This is a genomic window from Chromatiales bacterium (assembly GCA_020445605.1).
GTDB lineage: Bacteria > Pseudomonadota > Gammaproteobacteria > JAGRGH01 > JAGRGH01 > JAGRGH01.
This window is the reverse complement of the sequence record JAGRGH010000050.1, coordinates 46,795-65,526: the sequence shown is the minus strand read 5'-3', so window position 1 is coordinate 65,526 and position 18,732 is coordinate 46,795. Positions and strand designations below refer to the sequence as shown.

16 protein-coding genes are annotated in these 18,732 nt (G+C 66.5%); 10 read left to right on the top strand and 6 right to left on the bottom strand.

Annotated elements, in window-relative coordinates; all coding sequences use genetic code 11:
- Positions 1-36 precede the first annotated feature (36 nt).
- The 7 genes from KDG50_12260 to KDG50_12230 are packed head-to-tail and all read left to right on the top strand — an operon-like array spanning position 37 to position 4,798.
- Complete coding sequence (locus tag KDG50_12260) at positions 37-1,257, top strand: DUF4147 domain-containing protein (protein MCB1866191.1); 1,221 nt, start codon at positions 37-39, stop codon at positions 1,255-1,257.
- Positions 1,254-2,057: a ferritin-like domain-containing protein gene (locus KDG50_12255; protein ID MCB1866190.1), complete on the top strand. Its 804-nt coding sequence runs from the start codon at positions 1,254-1,256 to the stop codon at positions 2,055-2,057. The genes KDG50_12260 and KDG50_12255 overlap by 4 nt, the downstream gene beginning before the upstream one ends.
- The gene (locus tag KDG50_12250; GenBank protein ID MCB1866189.1) at positions 2,036-2,728 is read left to right on the top strand and encodes a hypothetical protein; all 693 of its coding nucleotides are present in this window, start codon (positions 2,036-2,038) and stop codon (positions 2,726-2,728) included. The genes KDG50_12255 and KDG50_12250 overlap by 22 nt, the downstream gene beginning before the upstream one ends.
- Before the next feature lie 12 nt (positions 2,729-2,740).
- Positions 2,741-3,259: a protein disulfide oxidoreductase gene (locus tag KDG50_12245; GenBank protein MCB1866188.1), complete on the top strand. Its 519-nt coding sequence runs from the start codon at positions 2,741-2,743 to the stop codon at positions 3,257-3,259.
- Positions 3,259-3,501 carry a hypothetical protein gene (locus tag KDG50_12240; GenBank protein MCB1866187.1) on the top strand — a complete coding sequence of 81 codons (243 nt, stop codon included), beginning with the start codon at positions 3,259-3,261 and terminating at the stop codon, positions 3,499-3,501. Before KDG50_12245 ends, KDG50_12240 begins: the two co-directional genes overlap by 1 nt.
- Positions 3,486-4,121 carry a CoA pyrophosphatase gene (locus tag KDG50_12235; GenBank protein MCB1866186.1) on the top strand — a complete coding sequence of 212 codons (636 nt, stop codon included), beginning with the start codon at positions 3,486-3,488 and terminating at the stop codon, positions 4,119-4,121. Before KDG50_12240 ends, KDG50_12235 begins: the two co-directional genes overlap by 16 nt.
- Entirely contained in the window at positions 4,121-4,798 is a 678-nt protein-coding gene (locus tag KDG50_12230; GenBank protein ID MCB1866185.1) for an energy-coupling factor ABC transporter permease, read from the top strand. Before KDG50_12235 ends, KDG50_12230 begins: the two co-directional genes overlap by 1 nt.
- Before the next feature lie 9 nt (positions 4,799-4,807).
- Here the strand turns inward: KDG50_12230 and KDG50_12225 are convergent, their stop codons facing one another.
- On the bottom strand, positions 4,808-5,596 hold the full coding sequence (locus tag KDG50_12225) for a sulfotransferase (GenBank protein ID MCB1866184.1): 789 nt from the start codon (positions 5,594-5,596) through the stop codon (positions 4,808-4,810).
- A gap of 34 nt (positions 5,597-5,630) precedes the next feature.
- Positions 5,631-5,936, bottom strand: coding sequence for a ferritin (locus KDG50_12220; protein ID MCB1866183.1), 306 nt, complete (start codon positions 5,934-5,936; stop codon positions 5,631-5,633).
- Positions 5,937-6,117: 181 nt separating this feature from the next.
- On the opposite strand from KDG50_12220, the gene KDG50_12215 reads away from it, so the two are divergent.
- The gene (locus KDG50_12215; protein ID MCB1866182.1) at positions 6,118-7,335 is read left to right on the top strand and encodes an argininosuccinate synthase; all 1,218 of its coding nucleotides are present in this window, start codon (positions 6,118-6,120) and stop codon (positions 7,333-7,335) included.
- 250 nt (positions 7,336-7,585) lie between these two features.
- Positions 7,586-10,108 carry an EAL domain-containing protein gene (locus KDG50_12210; protein ID MCB1866181.1) on the top strand — a complete coding sequence of 841 codons (2,523 nt, stop codon included), beginning with the start codon at positions 7,586-7,588 and terminating at the stop codon, positions 10,106-10,108.
- Here the strand turns inward: KDG50_12210 and KDG50_12205 are convergent.
- The 4 genes from KDG50_12205 to KDG50_12190 are packed head-to-tail and all read right to left on the bottom strand — an operon-like array spanning position 10,032 to position 15,912.
- The gene (locus KDG50_12205; protein ID MCB1866180.1) at positions 10,032-11,258 is read right to left on the bottom strand and encodes a sodium:proton antiporter; all 1,227 of its coding nucleotides are present in this window, start codon (positions 11,256-11,258) and stop codon (positions 10,032-10,034) included. The genes KDG50_12210 and KDG50_12205 overlap by 77 nt on opposite strands.
- A 9-nt stretch (positions 11,259-11,267) precedes the next feature.
- Positions 11,268-12,776, bottom strand: coding sequence for an FMN-binding glutamate synthase family protein (locus tag KDG50_12200; GenBank protein MCB1866179.1), 1,509 nt, complete (start codon positions 12,774-12,776; stop codon positions 11,268-11,270).
- A 42-nt stretch (positions 12,777-12,818) separates the two neighbouring features.
- Positions 12,819-14,237: an aldehyde dehydrogenase family protein gene (locus tag KDG50_12195; GenBank protein ID MCB1866178.1), complete on the bottom strand. Its 1,419-nt coding sequence runs from the start codon at positions 14,235-14,237 to the stop codon at positions 12,819-12,821.
- Between the two features lie 40 nt (positions 14,238-14,277).
- Positions 14,278-15,912: an acetolactate synthase large subunit gene (locus KDG50_12190; protein ID MCB1866177.1), complete on the bottom strand. Its 1,635-nt coding sequence runs from the start codon at positions 15,910-15,912 to the stop codon at positions 14,278-14,280.
- 84 nt (positions 15,913-15,996) lie between these two features.
- Here KDG50_12190 and KDG50_12185 point away from each other — a divergent pair, with 84 nt between their 5' ends.
- The gene (locus KDG50_12185) at positions 15,997-18,732 is read left to right on the top strand and encodes a DUF748 domain-containing protein (GenBank protein MCB1866176.1); all 2,736 of its coding nucleotides are present in this window, start codon (positions 15,997-15,999) and stop codon (positions 18,730-18,732) included.

Below are 18,732 nucleotides of genomic sequence, written 5' to 3'. Positions count from 1 at the left end.
CAGAGATGAAACGGCCGCGAGCTTACCATAGGGCCGATGATTCATCGCCATGCCGATCGTGACCTGCTGCTTGGCGCCGCGCAGGCGGCGCTTGCGCGCGTGGATGGCCGTGCCGTCACGGCCGCCGCGCTGCGGGCGGCGTCGCCGCAGGCGCCGCTGGTGCTCGTCGCGATCGGCAAGGCGGCCTCCAGCATGACGGCCGGTGCGCTGGACGCACTCGGCGTCGAGGCATTCGCCGGTGGTGTCGTCGTTGATCGCGATCCGCGCCCCGATCCGCGGGCGCGGTCGTTCGATTGGTGCGCGGGCGGGCATCCGCTGCCGACGGCCGCGAGCCTGGATGCCGGACGCGCCGTTCGCGCGCGCATCGAGCAGGCGCCGCCAGAGGCCGGAATCCTGTTCCTGATCTCGGGCGGTGCATCCAGCCTGGCCGAACTGCCGCGCGCAGGCGTCGGGCTCGAGCTGCTCGTGCGCACGAATACCTGGCTGATCGGCGCGGGGCTTGCCATCGACGCGATGAATCGGGTGCGCGCCGGCCTTTCCGAGCTGAAGGGCGGGGGGCTGGCGCGTCTCGCAGCCCGGCACCGCGCACTCGGCCTGATCCTCTCGGATGTGCCTGGCGACGACCCGGCCGTGGTCGGATCCGGTCCACTGTCGGCACCGCGCGCGGTCGATCCACCGGCGTTGCCGGACTGGCTCGCACCGTACTGGAATGCCGGCGCCGCGAACGAGTCTTTTCCAACGGTCGAGCAACGGGTCATCGCGTGCAATCTGGATGCCTGTCAGGCGGCGGCGGCGTTCCTGCGGTCGGCCGGCTTTGCGGTGGAGATCGATGCCGACACGTGGTCCGGCGACGCCGCGCAGGCCGGGCGTCGGCTCGCGCGCCGGGCGCTGGCACTGGGCGCCGGTCAGGCCTTCGTCTGTGGTGGCGAGACCACGGTCCGGTTGCCGCCGCGGCCCGGACGCGGCGGCCGCAACCAGCATCTCTCGCTGGCTGGCGCAATCGAACTGGCCGGGCACCCGGATGGTTTGCTCCTGGCACTGGCGACGGATGGCAGCGACGGCAACAGTGCCGATGCCGGGGCGCTGGTGGACGGGACCACCCTGGATCGCGCCGGGTGTGATCCGGTCTGCGCGCGTGGCGCGCTCGAACGTGCCGATAGCGGCACCGTACTGGCCGCTGCGGGCGATCTGCTCACGACCGGCCCGAGCGGCACGAACGTCATGGATGTCTACATCGCGCTTCGGGGGCGATCATGACGGGCTGCGTCCACACCGCCGCCCTTGCGGTGATCGAGGCCGGTGAGATCGACGCGAAGCTCGCGGCGACCGCGCGTCTGCTCGACGGCTGGGCGACGGGCGGCCTGGCGGCGGATGCACACGCGGAGCCCCCGCGCGTGATCGAGCGCCCGGGGTTCCCGGCCGCCCTGCGACTCGTGCCGCCCGCGGAGTTGCCAAGGCGTCGTCCCGGCTCGGTCGAGGGGCGCGCCGCCATGCTGCATGCCGTTGCTCATATCGAGTTCAACGCCATCCACCTCGCGGCCGATGCCGTGTATCGTTTCCGCGGCTTGCCGCCAGAGTTTTACGCGGACTGGATCGCGGTGGCCGGCGACGAGGCGCGGCATTTCGGGCTGCTGCGCGAGCGGCTGGCCGAATACGGTCTGGTCTACGGTGATCTGCCTGCGCATGGTGGGCTCTGGGATGCCGCCGTACGCACCGCGGACGATCTGCTCGCGCGGCTCGCGCTGGTTCCGCGCGGCCTCGAGGCCCGCGGGCTGGATGTGACTCCGCCGATGATCGAACGCTTCGAGCAGGCCGGCGATACCGCGTCCGCGGCCGCGCTGCGCGTGATTGCCGCCGATGAAATCGGCCACGTGGCCGCAGGCAGTCGCTGGTTTCGAGCGATCTGTGCGCAGCGCAAACTGGAACCCGTGCCGACCTTTCGTGATCTGATGCAGACCCTGTTCGCCGGCGGCCTGCGCGGTCCGTTCGACCTGGCCCGGCGGCGTGCCGCGGGCTTTACCGACGAGGAAATCGAGTGGCTGGAACAACTGGCCTGAGGGCTCTCCTGATGGGCGTGCTCGCGATGTTCGCGACACCAGCACCGGCCGGCGGTGTGCTGGTGCTGGATTTTGTTGCGACTGACCCTGGTCAGCCAGTGGTTTCATCGCGCTGGACGATCCAGCCGCCGTGGCTGCGCATCGACGATGGCGGCGATGGTTACGTGCTGTTTGACGATCGCAGCCGGACGATCTACAGCGTCGTGCACGACGACCGCAGCATCCTTCAACTCAGGCCGCCCGGCGGCGAGCAGCCGGTGGTGCCGTTTGCGCTGGACGCGAAGCGTGCCGTGGATGCCGGCGCGCCACCCGTCGCGGGCCGCGTTCCGGTGCGCATGCAGTATTTCGCCGAAGGCAACGACTGCGGCGGTGCGGTCGTCGCGCAGGGGTTCTCTGGCGAGGCGGTCGCGGTGGCCCTGCATTATCGGCAGGCGCTCGCCGAACAGCAGTCCAGTATGGCGATTGCGCTGCCCGAAGCGGAGTCGCCCTGCACCCAGGCCTGGAGCCAGTTTGCGCCGCACTGGCCCTGGGCCGACGGTGTGCCGGTGATCGAATGGCATGCCGATGGCGCGCAGCGGGAGCTCGCGCGTTTCGATACGGACGCGACCGTGGACGCGCGCCTGTTCGAGCTGCCGGCCGGCTATACGCGGCTGGACCTGAGCGGACTGTGAGCGCGTTGCGCGATGGCTGAAGCACGTCGCCGTCGCTGGCTGGTGTTCGGCGCGCAGTTCCTTGGCCTGCTCGTTGCGATCGCGATCGCGCAGTTCGTGATCGGCTGGGTGCGGGCCGGCGATCCGGCGCCCGCGCTGGGTGGACGCATGCTTGACGGGTCGAGCGTTGCGCTGTCCGGCGAAGCGCCGCCGGGACGGGTCGTGCTGGTGCATTTCTGGGCCAGCTGGTGCCCCATCTGCAGGCTGGAGCTGGATTCGATCGATGCGCTGGCGCGCGACTACGAGGTGATCAGCGTGGCCATGCAGTCCGGCGACGCGGCCGAGGTTGGCGCCTATCTGCGCGAGCAGGGCGCCGCGTTTCCGGTGCTGCTTGATGAAAGCGGCGCGCTCGGTGAACGCTGGGGCGTGCGCGGGGTGCCGATGTCGTTCGTGATCGACGCCGACGGGCGCATGCGGTTCGTCGAGCGTGGCTATGTCACGGGCGCCGGACTGCGCCTGCGCATGTGGCTTGCCGAACAGGTCTCCGGGTGATGCCGAAGATCATCGTCGACCCCCAGTCGCGATCGCTTGAAGTGCGATATGCCGTGATCCATGCCCCGCGGCGCAAGCGCGCGCGGTTTCCGGCCGGGGTTGTCGAGGTCTGTGCCACTGAGGCCGAGGCACGCGCCGGTGCCGATCCCGAACACAACCGGCATGCGGCCGAGGTCTATGGTCCTTCAGTGTCGTCGGAAGGCCTGCGGCTCTACTACCTGACCCGGTGGCTGGATCCTTAACCGAACTGGCCGGTCTCGGGCCCGCGGAAATCGCGCGGCGGCTGGGCGCGTATCGCCCGGAACGCTGGCGCGAGCCGTATCCGGACGGGTTCTTCGATCGCCCGCCGACGCCCGCGGCCGTGCTCGTTCCGCTGATTCTCGGCGCCGCGGGGCCGGAGGTCCTGTTCATCCGGCGGGCGTGTCACCCCGCGGATCGGCACAGTGGTCAGGTGGCGTTTCCGGGTGGCCGGATCGACGCCGGCGATGCTGATGCCTGCGCCGCGGCGCTGCGCGAAGCGCATGAGGAAGTCGGCCTCAGCCCGGACGATGTCACCGTGCTGGGCGCGCTGCCGGAGTATCGCTCGGTCAGCAATTTCGTCGTTCGTCCCTGGGTGGGTGCCGTGGCACCTCCGTTCGTACCGCGGCCCGATGCGCGTGAAGTCGAGCGCGTGTTCACGATCCCGCTCGCGTGGCTGCTTGATACGCGCAACTTCGAGGTGCGCGAGCACGATCTGCACGACTGGGGCTGCCGGCTCCCGGTCGTGCATTTTCACGACCACGACGGCGAGCACCTCTGGGGCGTGAGTGCGCGCATCGTGCTGAGCCTGCGCGCGGCGCTGCTGGGCGGGGATGCAGGCTGATGGACCTGCCCGGCGAGTGGCTCGGGTCGAGCTGGATTGCAGCGGGGTGGGCGCTGACCGTCATCGCGCTCGTCGCCGCCGCGTGGCGGGCGCCCTGGTTTCATCTGCGCAATCCGGCCGACGTCAGCGCGTGGCTGGCTGGCCTTTGCATCACCCTGGCGATCTGGCAGATCCGCGCCGAGCTGCCGGAGGGCGGGCACCTGCATCTGATCGGCGCGGCCGTGCTGACCTACATGTTCGGCTGGGCCTTCGCGCTGATCGGGCTGGCGGCAGTCGTTGCCGCCCATGTCCTCGCGCACGGGCAACCATGGACGACCATTGCCCCGGCCTATGTGGCGGTCGCCCTGATGCCGGTCGTCGCGGCGCGGCTCTGGGCCATGGCGATCGAACGCTGGCTGCCAAAGAACATCTTTGTCTATCTGATTGCCGGCGGGTTTGCGGCCGGGGCGTTCAGCGTGATCGTCTCGGCATTCGTGGTCGTATTTTGTATTGATCTTGCCGGCGCGTTGACGCGACACATGCTCTACGAACTGTATCGTCCTTACCTGCTGCTGGCCGCGTTTCCCGAAGCGTTTACAGGCGGTTTCCTGCTCGCGATTTTCGTCGTGTACCGGCCGCAGTGGGTCATGAGCTTCGACGACCGTCGCTACCTTCGGCCGCCGCGCGGGTCGGCGTGAGGCAAGGGGCTACTTGGCCGGCGCCGCTGCCGCCTGTTCGTAATAGCCAAGGGCGCGCATGGTTTCCGTGGCAATGGCGTCGAACTGCGCCTGTTCTTCGGCGGACCAGTCGGCCGGCGAAAAGCGCAGCTTGTCCGTGGCCGTTTCGTGCTGGGATCCGGGCGCTGCATTGATGGGCGGGCGGTCGCGCACGTAGGCCGCGCAGGCCGGATTCTGGGGCGCACCGACAAACTCCAGAATGCGCCAGAAGCTGTCTTCCGGGCGCGAGATCAGTGCCTCGAAATGCACGCGCAGCACGCGATCGCCCAGTGAGTCGGCGAGTTGGAAGCCGTTGCGGGTGGCACGGTTCCACATGTGCGCAGCCCGTTCCATGTCCCAGCCCCACATGCGCCGCATGGAGCTGACCACCTTGCGCCCGTCGCGCACCAGAAACAGAAATCGCGCATCCGGAAACATCTGCGCGAGTGGGGCGCCGATGTGAACGTAGAGCGGTGTCTGGTCGACCCAGCGTCGTCCGCCCGAGCGTGAGCGGAACAGCGCATCCAGCCCGCTGCCGACTGCCTGGGCGAATTCGGCTTGGTCGACGCCCTGTGCGGTGAGCCAGCTGTGGTCATTGAACCGCGTGCCCTCGGTGTAGCCCTGTTCCACGGCCTGCGCGATGGGTCGCAGGAATTCGGTCTCCTCGCTGCCCCAGAAGTCCGGGTGTTCGAGCAGGGACCAGTGCAACAGGGAGGTCCCCGAACGCGGGGCGCCGACGATGAACACCGGGCCGTTCACGGCCTGGGCCGTTGCGTTCATGGCTTGTGCGGCGCTGGCGGGGACGCTGCTGGGTTCAGTCGCGTTCGCCGTGTTCGTGATCCATGATCGATCCCTCCGAGAACAGCACCTCCCCGAGTTCCTTCGACATGACGGGATCGTGCCGGCGGATCCATTCCAGCACCATGGCCGCGTGCTCCTTTTCCTCGTCGCGGTTGTGGGCGAGGATTGCCGCGAGTTCCGGATCCTTGCAGGCGTTGACGCGCTGGTTGTACCAGTCGACCGCCTCGAGTTCCTCCATGAGCGACTGGATGGCCCGGTGCATGTCGCGGGTTTCATCGGAAAGTTCGTTGACTGGCTCGTGATAACCCTCGGCGGACATGCTGCGGTTCCTCCCCGGTGCGGATCGCTGAAGAAGCCCAAATTACACCACAAAGCGCCCGGCGCATCGGTGTCGCTCGCGCTGACCCGCCACTGGTACGGCCCGGGTCCCCCGCCCGCCGACGCCCCGCGCAACGCGCCCGCGTATAATCGCGCGCTTTGCGGCAACCCCCTCCAACACCATGTCCAAGGTCGAAAAGGTCGTTCTGGCGTACTCCGGCGGTCTGGATACCTCCGTGATCCTGAAGTGGCTGCAGGAGACCTACGGCTGCGAGGTCGTGACCTTCACGGCCGACATCGGACAGGGTGAGGAACTCGAACCCGCGCGCGCGAAGGCCAAGGCCATGGGCGTGCGCGAGATTTACATCGACGACCTGCGCGAGCGCTTTGTCGCGGAATACGTGTTTCCGATGTTTCGCGCGAACGCGATCTATGAGGGCGAGTATCTGCTCGGCACCTCGATCGCGCGCCCGCTGATTGCGCGGCGGCTGGTCGAGATCGCCGAGGAAACCGGCGCGGATGCCATCTCGCACGGCGCGACCGGCAAGGGCAACGACCAGGTCCGCTTCGAACTGGGCGCCTACGCGCTCAAACCCGACGTGCGGATCATTGCGCCATGGCGTGAGTGGACGCTGAACTCGCGTGAGAAGCTGCTGGCCTACGCCGAGCAGCACGGCATTCCCGTCGAGATGAAACGCGGGCGCGGCTCGCCGTATTCGATGGACGCGAACCTGCTGCACATCTCCTATGAGGGCGGTCCGTTGGAAGACCCCTGGGTCGAGGCCGAGGACGACATGTGGCGCTGGAGCGTGGCACCGGAAGCGGCGCCGGATGCCGCGCAGTACATCGAACTCGAATACGAGCGCGGCGACCCGGTGGCGCTGGACGGCAAGCGCATGAGCGGCGCGTCGCTGCTCGCCGAGCTCAACCGGATCGCCGGCGCACACGGCATCGGCCGGGCGGACATCGTCGAAAACCGCTATGTGGGCATGAAGTCACGCGGCTGCTACGAAACGCCCGGTGGCACCGTGCTGCTCAAGGCGCATCGTGCGATCGAGTCGCTGACGCTGGACCGCGAAGCGGCCCATCTCAAGGACGAACTCATGCCGCGCTACGCGAGCCTGATCTACAACGGCTACTGGTGGAGTCCCGAGCGGGAAATGCTCCAGGGCCTGATCGATGCATCGCAGGCGAACGTGAACGGCAGCGTGCGTCTGAAGCTCTACAAGGGCGGCGTGAGCGTGGCCGGGCGCAAGTCGGAGAGCGACAGCCTGTTCAACGCCGCGATCGCGACGTTTGAGGAAGACGCCGGTGCGTACGACCAGAAGGACGCCGGCGGCTTCATCAAGCTCAACGCATTGCGCATGCGCATTGCCGCGTCGCGACGCAGGGGACGCTGAGTCGCTGTCGATTTGATCACGGCCGGATGGTGGTGAAGCCGCTGTCCTACAGCCCGGCGGCGCCGGCAGGGCCCAGATCCAGCGCATGGACACCCTGTCCGACACAGGCGCCGGCTTCCTCGGTCGCCAAACGGCGCTGCTATACTCGATTCGGTCGTGCGTGCGGGGGCGCGCACCGAAATTCACGAAGCCGGCGGAACACTACGAGCACCTAGACTCTGGGCCGGCCCTCTTGAACCACGGGCGCCTGATGCAGGGCACCACTACGTCAACGGCGCCGCGGGTCGTTCGTGCGAACGACGTACTTCCGTCGCCGACTGCTGATGCGCTGCTCGCGCGCCGCGTCCGGCTGCTCTACGCCCAGGCGCTCAATACCACCGGTGGTGGGGCGTTCGCGGCCGTCATCATCACCATCCTGATCTGGCCCCATCTGCCCAAGGCCGCGCTGACGGCGTGGTGGCTGGTCGGCGCAGTGCTGTACGCAGTGCGCTACGGTGTCGTGCGGCGTTTTCGTAGCAAGATGCGTGCAGTGGACGAGCTGCCGAAATGGCTCACGCGCTACGCCGCGATGATGCTCGGTAACGGCATCCTCTGGGGCAGCATGGGCACCCTGGCCGCGGTCTTTGCGCCGCAGCTCGAAGCGATTTCCGTCACGCTGATCATCGTCGGGATGGCGACGGTTTCCATTGCCGTGGTCGCGCCCCACACCCTCAGCTATGGCCTGCTCGCCGGACCGATGCTGGCGCCCGCCGCGGCTGCGTTCGCCGTGCGCGGCGGTGTCGCCGAGATCGCGCTCGGTGCCGTGCTGCTGGTCGGGCTGGGCGCTCTGCTGCTGATCAGCCGGCGCTGGGGCAAGCTCATGGTCGAATCCATCGAGGCCGGCATGATCAATCGCCAGCTCGCGCGCTCGCTGATGCGCGAGCGCTCGCGCACGAAAGAAGCCACGCTCACGCTGGAAACCGTGGCGGGGGAACGCGCCCGCATCGAACTCGCACTTTCGGAAGAGCGCGAGCGCGCGCACGTGACTCTCGAGGCCATTGCCGACGCCGTGGTCTCGACTGATCGAGACGGCATCGTGGACTACCTGAACCCCCGCGCCGAGGAGCTCACGGGCTGGACCCTGGCCGAGGCCGCCGGGCGGCCGGTGCGTGAGATTGTCGTGATTGGTTCCGAGCGAACCAACCAGCCAATTGATCTGGATACCTGGTTGCGTGACCCCGCGGCGGTACAGCCGCCGGACGACCTGGTCGTGGTCCGCCGCGACGGGGTGTTGCGTCTGTCGGTCGCGGTTTCGGTCGCGCCGATCGAAGGCGGCGGTGACAGCGAAGAAGCGGATATGGATGCGGCGCCCGGGGGCATGGTGCTGGTGCTGCATGACCAGACCGAGATCCGGAATCTCAATCGCAAGATGCGTTTTCAGGCCTCGCATGACGGGCTCACCCACCTGATGAGTCGCCGCGAGTTCGAACGGCGCCTGCAATCCGCCGTGGTCAGCCGCAAGGCAGACGCCCGGCATGCATTGATGTTCATGGACCTCGACAAGTTCAAGGTGCTGAACGACACCTGCGGCCATGCCGCGGGCGATCATCTGTTGACCGAGATCGCCCGCCGCATCCAAACCGCGGTCGGTGACGCCGGAATTGCCGGGCGTATCGGCGGTGACGAGTTTGCCGTGCTCATGCGTGACACGGATGAACACGCCGCCGCGTCGCTGGCGCATGCGCTCGTCGGGGCCGTGACGGAGTATCGGCTCGCCTGGGGCGGCGATGTCTACGCAATCGGTGCGAGTGTCGGCATGGTCATGATCGATTCCGGAGAACTCAGCGCAGCGCAGCTGCTGAGCAATGCCGATGCGGCCTGTTATCTGGCGAAGGACCAGGGCGGCGGTGTGGTGTATCGGTACTCCGCGGCCGACCCGCGACTCGCCGAGCAGCAGCTGCTCGGGCGCTGGCTCACGCGCCTGCAGGCGGCGCTGGCCGAGGATCGCCTGCTGCTGTATGTGCAACCGATCATGCCCGTGCGTGGCACGAGTGAAGACGAGCGCATGGGCGAGATCCTGCTGCGCATGCGTGGCGACGACGACGAGATCATCCCGCCGGGTGCGTTCATCGCCGCGGCTGAACGCTACCGCATGATGCCGGAGATCGACCGCTTTGTCGTAACCCGTGTCATCGAACGGCTGCAACGGGATCGCGGAGCCGCGCCCTACACGACCCTGAACGTCAACCTGTCGGGTCAGTCGCTATCAAACTATGAGTTCCATCGCTTCCTGGAGGCGGCGCTCGATGCCGCGTCCGACTGCGCTCGCTGGCTCTGCTTCGAAGTGACCGAAAGCGCCGTCATGTCGAACGTGGATGAAGCACTTGCGTTCATGCGGCGGATCGGTGAGCGCGGCTGTCGCTTCGCGCTGGATGATTTTGGTAGCGGCTTGAGTTCGCTGACCTATCTGAAGCGCCTGCCGGTCGACTTTCTGAAGATCGACGGCAGTTTCATCCGTGAAATCAGTTCCAGCGAAATCGACTTTCGAATGGTCGAGTCGGTTGCGAACTGGTCGCGTGTGCTGGGCATTCGCACCGTGGCGGAGTACGTCGAGGACCCCCGCGTGCTCGGCACACTCGCGGAACTGCGCATCGATTTTGCCCAGGGGTTCGCAATCGGTCGTCCGGCACCGTTCGAGCCGCCCGCCGTCGTCGAGGCTAAGAACGATCGGAATCGCGCAGTGCCAGACGCCGCAACAGCCACGGCATCGTCGGCGCCTGCACGAACAGCGTGAACACGACCACGCCAAAGGCGATCGACTGGATCGTCCACCAGTAATCGAGCGACACCGGGATCGAAAGCGCCAGCGCCAGCGTCACGGCGCCGCGCAGCCCGCCCCAGAACAGCACGGCTTGGTAGCGCCAGTCGATCGGCGCCTGTGGCGTGAAGCGGTTGGCGAGCGGAATCAGCGCGAACATCCCGGCCGCCCGCGCCACCAGCACCCCGGCGATGCCGATCAGAATCGCGAGCCAGCGCTGTTCGAACATCGCCAGCGTGATGGTGACGCCCATGAGCAGAAAAACCAGCGAATTCGCGACGAAACCGGCCAGCTCCCAGAGACGTTCGACAAAACCGCCTTTTTCATAGTCGGCACGAATCAGTCGGCCCACGACCAGTCCCAGCGCCAGCACCGCCATGACGCCGGAGACGTGCAGGTAGTGCTCGGCCGCAATGAACGCGCAGTAGGCAGAAATGACCGAGATGATGCCCTGGGTGGTCGGGTCTTCAAACGCCCGCAGCAGCAGCACCGTGAGCAGCGCCACGAGGATTCCGATGATCGTGCCGCCGAAGAACACGATGCTGAACTCCATGGCGGCGGTGCCAAAGCTGACCGGCTGTTCCGGCATTGATGCGATCGACAGAAAGATGCCGAACACGACGATCGCGGTCGCATCGTTGAACAGGCTTTCCCCTTCGAGCAGGGTGACGAGCCGTTTCGGCGCGCCGGAGCGGCGCGCCAGTGCGACGACCGCGACGGGGTCGGTCGCCGACAGCAGCGCACCGGCGAGCAGTGCCGCGATCCACGGGAATCCATCGGGATGGGCAATGCCCCAGTAGATCAGCGCGCCGGTGACAAAGGTCGAGAACAGCAGGATCGGAATCGCCAGGATCAGCGTGGCGGCGAGGTTCTTCCACAACATTTCCGCGTCGATGACGAACGCCGACTCGAATATCAGGATCGGCAGAAACACGAAGAACACCAGATCGTGGAACAGCTCGGCGCGCACACCGGTATCGCCGCCGAAATGGATCATCAGTTCGGATCCGATGAACCCGATCACGACCAACACGGCGCTGAACGGCAGGCGCATGCGTTCGGCCAGCGGTCGGGCCAGAAGCGCCAGCAGCAGCATCAACATCAGCGATAGAACAACTTCGGCCATGATTCGATCCTACGGCCGGGCCGATGCCGACGATCGGACGGCCGGTGTCGGATGCAGCTGGTCCAGTGGAATGGACAGCCCGTTGTTCGACACGACGCGGCAGTGCTTGCGCTTGAGCAGGCGCGGTTCCGGCACGCCGCAGGAGTGCGCGATGATCCCGACCTCGTAGGTCATGTTCTTGTGATAATGCGCAACGCGCACGGCCTTGTCAGCCGGATCCAGTCCGCGCTGGAGCTTCACGTTATGCGTCGTGATGCCAGTCGGGCAGGTATTCTTGTTGCATTGCAGGGCCTGAATGCAGCCGAGCGCAAACATGAAGCCGCGCGCCGAAGTGACGAAGTCGGCACCCATGCACAGCGCCCAGGCGACATCGGCCGGCGTGACGAGCTTGCCGGAACAGATCACGCGCACGCGCTCGCGCAACCCGTGTTCGATGAGCTTGTCGATCAGTGTCGGCAATGCCTCGCGCAGCGGCAGACCCATGTCATCGATCAACGGCAGTGGGGCCGCGCCGGTGCCGCCATCGGCACCGTCCACGGTGATGAAATCAGGTGCCGATTCGATGCCGCGTGCGTTGATTTCGGCAAACAGTTCATCGAGCCACTCGCTTCCACCGAGCACGACCTTGATGCCGGTGGGTTTGCCGGTCGCGCTGCGCACGCGGCCGATCAGGTCGAGCAGTTCACCGTTGTTGTCGACATCGGGGTGGCGATTCGGACTGATGGCATCCTCGCCGACACGGATGTTGCGGATGCGCGCGATCTCCTCGGTGACCTTGGCGCCGGGCAGGATGCCGCCCTTGCCGGGTTTCGCGCCCTGGCTGATCTTGATCTCGAACATGCGCACCGTCTCGTGCGTTGCGATCTCGTGCAGCTTTTCGGTTGACAGATTGCCGTCGAGATCACGAACGCCGTTCTTCGCGGTGCCGATCTGGAAGACGACATCCGCGCCGCCTTCCAGATGATACGGCGACAGCCCGCCTTCGCCCGTGTTCATCCAGCAGCCGGCCAGCTTCGCGCCCTTCGACAGCGCCAGCACGGCGGGCTTTGAGATCGCCCCATAGCTCATGCCGGAGATGTTGAACAGCGAGTTCGTCGTGTAGGGCTTTTCGCACTGCGGGCCGATGGTGATCTCGTGCGGCGGCACGGCATCCTCGCCGAGGGTCGGGAACGGCGTGTTGACGAACATCACCGTGCCGATCGGGCGCAGATCGCGGGTCGAGCCGAATGCAACGGTATTGTCGATGTCCTTGGCGGCGCGATAGACCCAGGAACGCTGGGCCCGATTGAACGGCAGCTCCTCGCGGTCCATCGCGAAAAAGTACTGGCGAAAAAACTCGCCCAGGTGCTCGAAGAAATACCGGAAGTGGCCGATGATCGGGAAATTGCGCCGGATCGCCTGTTTGGTCTGCGTGATGTCCAGTATGTAGACGACGATGAGCGCAAGCACGCCGAGCCCGATCGCGAAGATGAACAGCGCGACCATGATCTCGATGGACTTGAACAGAAACTCGTGCATGGACGCGCTGTTCATCTGGCCGTTCTCCCGCGGGCGAACCGATTACAATGCCGATGACCGGATCACGGTCATTTTTTCAATGCTCATGTCGTGCATGGTGTAGGGGATTCCACCAACGCCGTGGCCCGAATGTCGCAGGCCGGCGAACGGCATCCAGTCGACGCGAAACGCCGTGTGATCGTTGACCATGACGGCCGAGGCATCGATGCGCCGCGATACGCGCAGCGCGGTGTCCAGATCACGCGTGTACACGGCGGCCTGGAATGCGTAGGGCAGGGCGTTGGCACGTTCGATTGCCTGATCGAGTTCGTCATAGCCGTAGACCATGATCGCCGGGCCGAAGATCTCCTCGCGACTCACGCGTGCGTCACCCGGCGCGTCCAGCAGCACCGTCGCCTCATAGCACGACGCGCCGACGCGCTTTGCGCCGCTGATGTGCCGCGCCCCGGCAGCGATGGCCTCTTTCAGCCAGGCGTCCACGCGATCGATTTCGCTGGCGCGAATCAGCGGTCCGATTTCGGTTTTCGGGTCGGTGGGGTCGCCGATGCGCATCGCACGACCGGCGGCGGCAATCCGCTCGGCCAGCTCCGCTGCAATGGCGCGTTCGGCAAACACGCGTTGGACCGAAACACAGACCTGTCCGGCATGATAGAAACCGGCCTTGGCAAGTGCCGGCACGGCGGCGTCGAGATCGGCGTCGGCGCTGACGATGACCGGCGCGGCACCGCCGTGCTCGAGCGCACAGCGCGCGCCGGGCGCGAGTTTAGAGCGCAGCATCCAGCCCACGCGTGCGCTGCCGATGAAACTCAGGAACCCGACGCGCGAATCACTGACGAGGCGCTCGGCAACCGCCAGATCCGGGGTGACGAGCGCCTGACACCAGGCGGCCGGCAGGCCGGCCTCACGCAGGATGGAAACGAACCGCATGCAGGAGCGCGGCGTTTTCTCGGCCGGCTTGACGATCACGGGACATCCGGTTGCGACCGCCGGCGCAACCTGATGCACGATCAGATTCAGCGGGTGGTTGAAGGCGCTGATCGCCACGACGACGCCGATGGGTTCGCGTTGCGTGAATGCGACGCGGTTCAAGGATGCGGCGTTGATGCCCATCGGGATGACCCGGCCGGCCACCGTGCGCAGTTCGTCGATGCAGATGCGGATGCCGTCGATGGCACGGGCGACCTCCACGCGGGAATCGGCAAGCGGCTTGCCACCTTCCTCGGCCGCTTCAAGTGCCAGGGTTTCGGCGCGTTCGCGCATGATGTCCTGCGTGCGCTCGAGAATTTCGATGCGATTGGCCGGCGTCAGCCAGCCGTCGCGATCGCGCCACAGGGCATGCGCTGTTTCCAGTGCCTGCTCGACGGCCCGTGCATCGGCGGATTCCAGTGTTGCGAGCAGTCGTCCATCGTAGGGCGCGCGCAGCTCGATCGCCGGGCCGGACGTCGCGGCGCCTGCAATCATCAGCGGAAAGGTTTCGGCGGAATCGTTCATTCAGTGGGCCTCATATCGGGCAGACCAGCTTGCCGAGCTGCTCGGTGAGCTTCATGTTCTCGCTGTAGTCAACGGGGCAGTCGACCACCACGACGGTGTTGTCGGCAATGGCCTGGCGCAGCGTCGGTTCGAGTTCGGCGGCCGCACCGACCCGATAGCCGCGGGCGCCAAAACTTTCCGCGTAGCGCACGAAATCCGGGTTGCCGAACTCGATGTGGCTCGATCGGCCGAAGCGCTTGAGCTGATGCCATTCGATCAGGCCGTATTTGGCGTCAGTCCAGATCAGGATCACGATCGGCGTGCCGATGCGCAAGGCGGTTTCGATGTCCTGGGAATTCATCATGAAACCGGCGTCGCCGGTGACGGTGACCACGTTCCGATCGGGAAACGCGAGTTTCGCGGCGATGGCGCCGGGTACGCCGATGCCCATTGCGGCGAAGCCGTTGGAGATGATGCAGGTGTTGGGTCGCTCGGCCTGGTACATGCGCGCCATCCACATTTTGTGGGCGCCGACGTCGGAGATCACGATATCTTCCGGCGCCAGCACGCGGCGCAGATCGGACATGATCTTCTGCGGCTTGACCGGAAACCCGTCGTCCGTGGCGTATCGGGCGAACTCGGCAACAATGGTTTCGCGCAGGCCCGACGCCAGTCGCGTGGATTGTGGCCTGGCTTGCGCGGCGATGCCCTCAAGTGCCGCGCGAATCGAGCCGATCACCCCGACCTCGACGATGTAGTGCTCGTCGACTTCGGCCGCCATCGAATCGATGTGCACGATCTTGGCGTGCTTGTCCGCGTGCCACAGGTGCGGATGGTATTCGACGATGTCATAGCCGACGCAGATCACCACGTCGGCGCGATCGAATCCGCAGGAAACATAGTCGCTGGCGGCCAGGCCCACGGCGCCCAGTGCCAGCTCGTGCGAAAACGGGATCGCGCCCTTCGCCATGAAGGTGGTCGCGACCGGGATGTTCAGTCGTTCCGCGAAGGCGACGAGTTCCTCGCACGCACGGGCGCGGATCACGCCATTGCCGGCCATGACGATCGGATACCGGGCGGCGGAGATGATCTCGGCGGCCTGATGCATCTTGTCTGGCGGCGGCACCGGCGCTCGCGCGGATTGTACTTTCAAGGGTGCTTTGCCCTCGACCGTCATCCTGGCGATGTTTTCGGGCAGGTCGATGAATGATGCGCCGGGCTTTTCGGCCTCGGCGACTTTGAACGCCTTGCGCACGACTTCGGGGACGATCTCGGGCTCCAGGACCTGCGTTGCGTACTTGGAGATTGGTTCGAACATGTTCACCAGATCCAGGATCTGGTGGCTCTCCTTGTGCAGGCGCGTGGTTGCGCCCTGGCCGGCGATCGCCACGAGCGGCGCGCGGTCCATGTCCGCATCGGCCACGCCGGTGATGAGATTGGTGGCGCCCGGTCCGAGTGTCGCAAGACAAACCCCCGCGCGGCCGGTGAGTCGGCCGTACACGTCGGCCATGAACGCGGCGGCCTGCTCGTGACGGGTTGTGACAAATCGTATCTTCGAATCGAGCAGCGCATCCATGACGTCTATATTCTCTTCGCCAGGGATGCCGAAGATCAGTTCGACGCCTTCGTTCTCGAGGGCGCGGACGAGCAGTTCGGCGGCTTTCATTCGTTGGTTCCCTTATTGTTCGGACGGCGCGATCGCTTGCCCGACCAGTATAGATGACCGGTTTTCCCGTGATAACTTACAACCATGGCCAATCCTTCCGAACAGACTGCATCAGTCCCGGGATCGAAGCCGCGTCGCTGGCACTCGCGACGCTGGGTACGGGTACTCGCGGTGCTCGCCTTCATCGGCGGCCTGTTGCTGGTGCTCGCACCGGTCGTGGTGCGCCACGCCGCGGAGAACTGGCTGGTCGAACGCGGACTGCATGAGGCGCATATCGATGACGTGGATCTGAATCCGTTCACCGGCGAACTCGAGGTGCATGGGCTGGTGACGCGCCTTGGCGAACACACGGTGCTGCGGTTCGAGAATGCCCGGGTCGAGGTCGACTGGTGGCCTTTGGCGAGTCGCCAGGTGCTCGTCAACGATCTGCGCCTGCGCGATGCCGAGATCGTCGTCGAGTTTCACCCGGATGGGCGTATTCAGGCCGGTGGATTGGCGACCGGCGACCCGTCGAAGGCCACACCGCCGCCCGCGGAGCCCGAAGAGCCGTGGCTGATCGGGATCGGGCAGCTTCTGATTGAACACACCAGCGTCGACCTCCGCTCACCAGACCTCGATCGGCGCCTGCTCATCGAGCGGGCGAGCCTGCTCAATCTCAAGGCGTGGACGCCCGACACACCGGGTCAGCTCACGCTCAAGGGCGCGCTGAATGACGCTTCGATCGAGCTGGATCTGGAACTCAGCCCGTTCGCGAAGCAGGCCGGGGTCCGCGGGCGGATCCATACCGAGGCACTCGAGCTCGCGCCGTTCACACGCATGGCGCAGGCGGGCGGGGTGGGTGAACTCGCTGGCCGGCTGGGATTCGATCTGAACCTGGATGGCGCAATGAGTTCGGCGACGCAGGCCCGCATGCGTCTCAGCGGCCAGCTTGCTCTCGATCAGGCGCGCGTGGTGATGCCGGAGGCGGAGCTTGATGCGGGGATCGGCAGCCTCGCGCTGTCCGACGTCGACCTGGAACTCGCGCTGACCGATGCGGGCACGACGCTCGGGGTCAAGACGGCCATCGCGGCGGGCGCCCTGGAGGCGCGCGCCGGCACCACACAGGCCAATCTCGCGGCAGTAAACTTCACCGGCACCGCCGGCTTCGAGTCGGCCGGCGACGCCAGCTGGCAGCTGGGCGGCGACCTGGCAACTGAAGGTGGCGGCGTGACGCTGGATACCGGCTCCGGAATGCAGCTCTCCTGGGCCGGGCTCAATGCCCAGTCGCTGTCTGCCGATGCCTCGGGCGCTGCCGGGTTCGCAAGGTTTTCCGCCCGTGACCTGCGTGTTGCCGACGGCGGCGGGCGAACACTGGCCGCCATCGGGGAGACCGACATCACCGACGCGCGGCGCAACGCCGCCGGGGTCGTGGACGTGGCCGGATTCGGCGCGAACGATGTACTGGCCCTGCCGACCGGCGGCGCCGACGCCCCGTCGGGACTCGCGGAGGCGAAATCCCTGCGGATCAGCGCCGTGCGCTTCGCGCCCGAAACCGAGGTGAACGCGGCCACGGTCGAGTTCACGGATCTCGTCGCCCGTCTGGTGCGCACCGCCGAGGGCGGGATCGAGGGCATCGCCGATTCCGCGCCGGGCGCGGAAGCTGTCAGTGCTGACGTGGGTGCGCCGGCGGTCGAACCTGAAACGGAATCGGCCGCGGGCGACGCGACGGCGCCGCCGGCCCTGCGCATTCGTCTGGACCGGATCGCGATCGTCGGCGACAGCCGCGTGCAGTTTGTCGATCACGGTGTCGAACCTGCGTTCGAGACGGCCATTCTCATACGGGAACTCGAGGCGACCGGACTGGACACCGAAAACCCCGGGACTCCGGGCAAGCTGCACCTGCGGGCCGCAACCGACCGGCATTCCGAAATTGCCCTCGACGGCGTCTTCGCGCCGCTCACCGTGCCACCCATCGTTGATCTGGCCGGCGAAATAAAAGCGGTCGAGATGCCGCCGCTGTCGGCGTATGCGAGCCGGCTGATCGGCTACCGAATCACGAGCGGCCAGCTCAGCGCGAAGATCAGCGCGAAGATCGATCAGGGCAACATGGACGTGGAGAACACCCTGCGCATCGGCAAGCTCACGGTCGAGGCGGTACCGGATGCGCCCGACAGCCTCGGGGTTCCGCTCGAGGCCGGACTCGCAATGCTGCGCGACCGCGACGGCAACATCGAGATCGATCTGCCGGTGACCGGCCGTTACGACGCGCCGGACTTCAGCGTCGACGATATCGTGCGTCAGGCGCTGGGCAAGGCGCTCAAGGGCGCCGCGCTGGCGACCCTGACCGTGGCGTTACAACCCTATGGCGCCATCCTGGCCATCGCCAAGATCGCCGGTCAGGCCGGAACGACGGCCGAATTGCAGGCCATCGGTTTCGACCCCGGGGCGGGCGAGGTCGGCGCCGCCAATGCCGATTATCTGGACAAGCTCGCGGCACTCATGAACGACCGGCCGGGCCTCGGGCTGAAGCTCTGTGGAGTTGCGACCGATGCGGATCGGGCCGCATTGAACGCGGCGCGTGCCGCCGCCGCAGCGGCGAAGGCGCAGGCGGCCGCCCAGACCGCGCCAAAGCCTGCGGGTGCAGCGGCAGTCAGCGCCCCGCCCGCGCCGGTGCCGGGCGTCACAGACGCAGAACTGCTGACGCTTGCGCATCAGCGCGGTGATGCGCTGAAGGGTCTTTTGATCGAGCGTCACAAAATCGGCGCGGACCGCCTGTTCCTGTGTGAGCCTGAACTCGACAGCGCGGCCGATGCCAAGGGGCGCGTCGATCTGCGTCTGTAG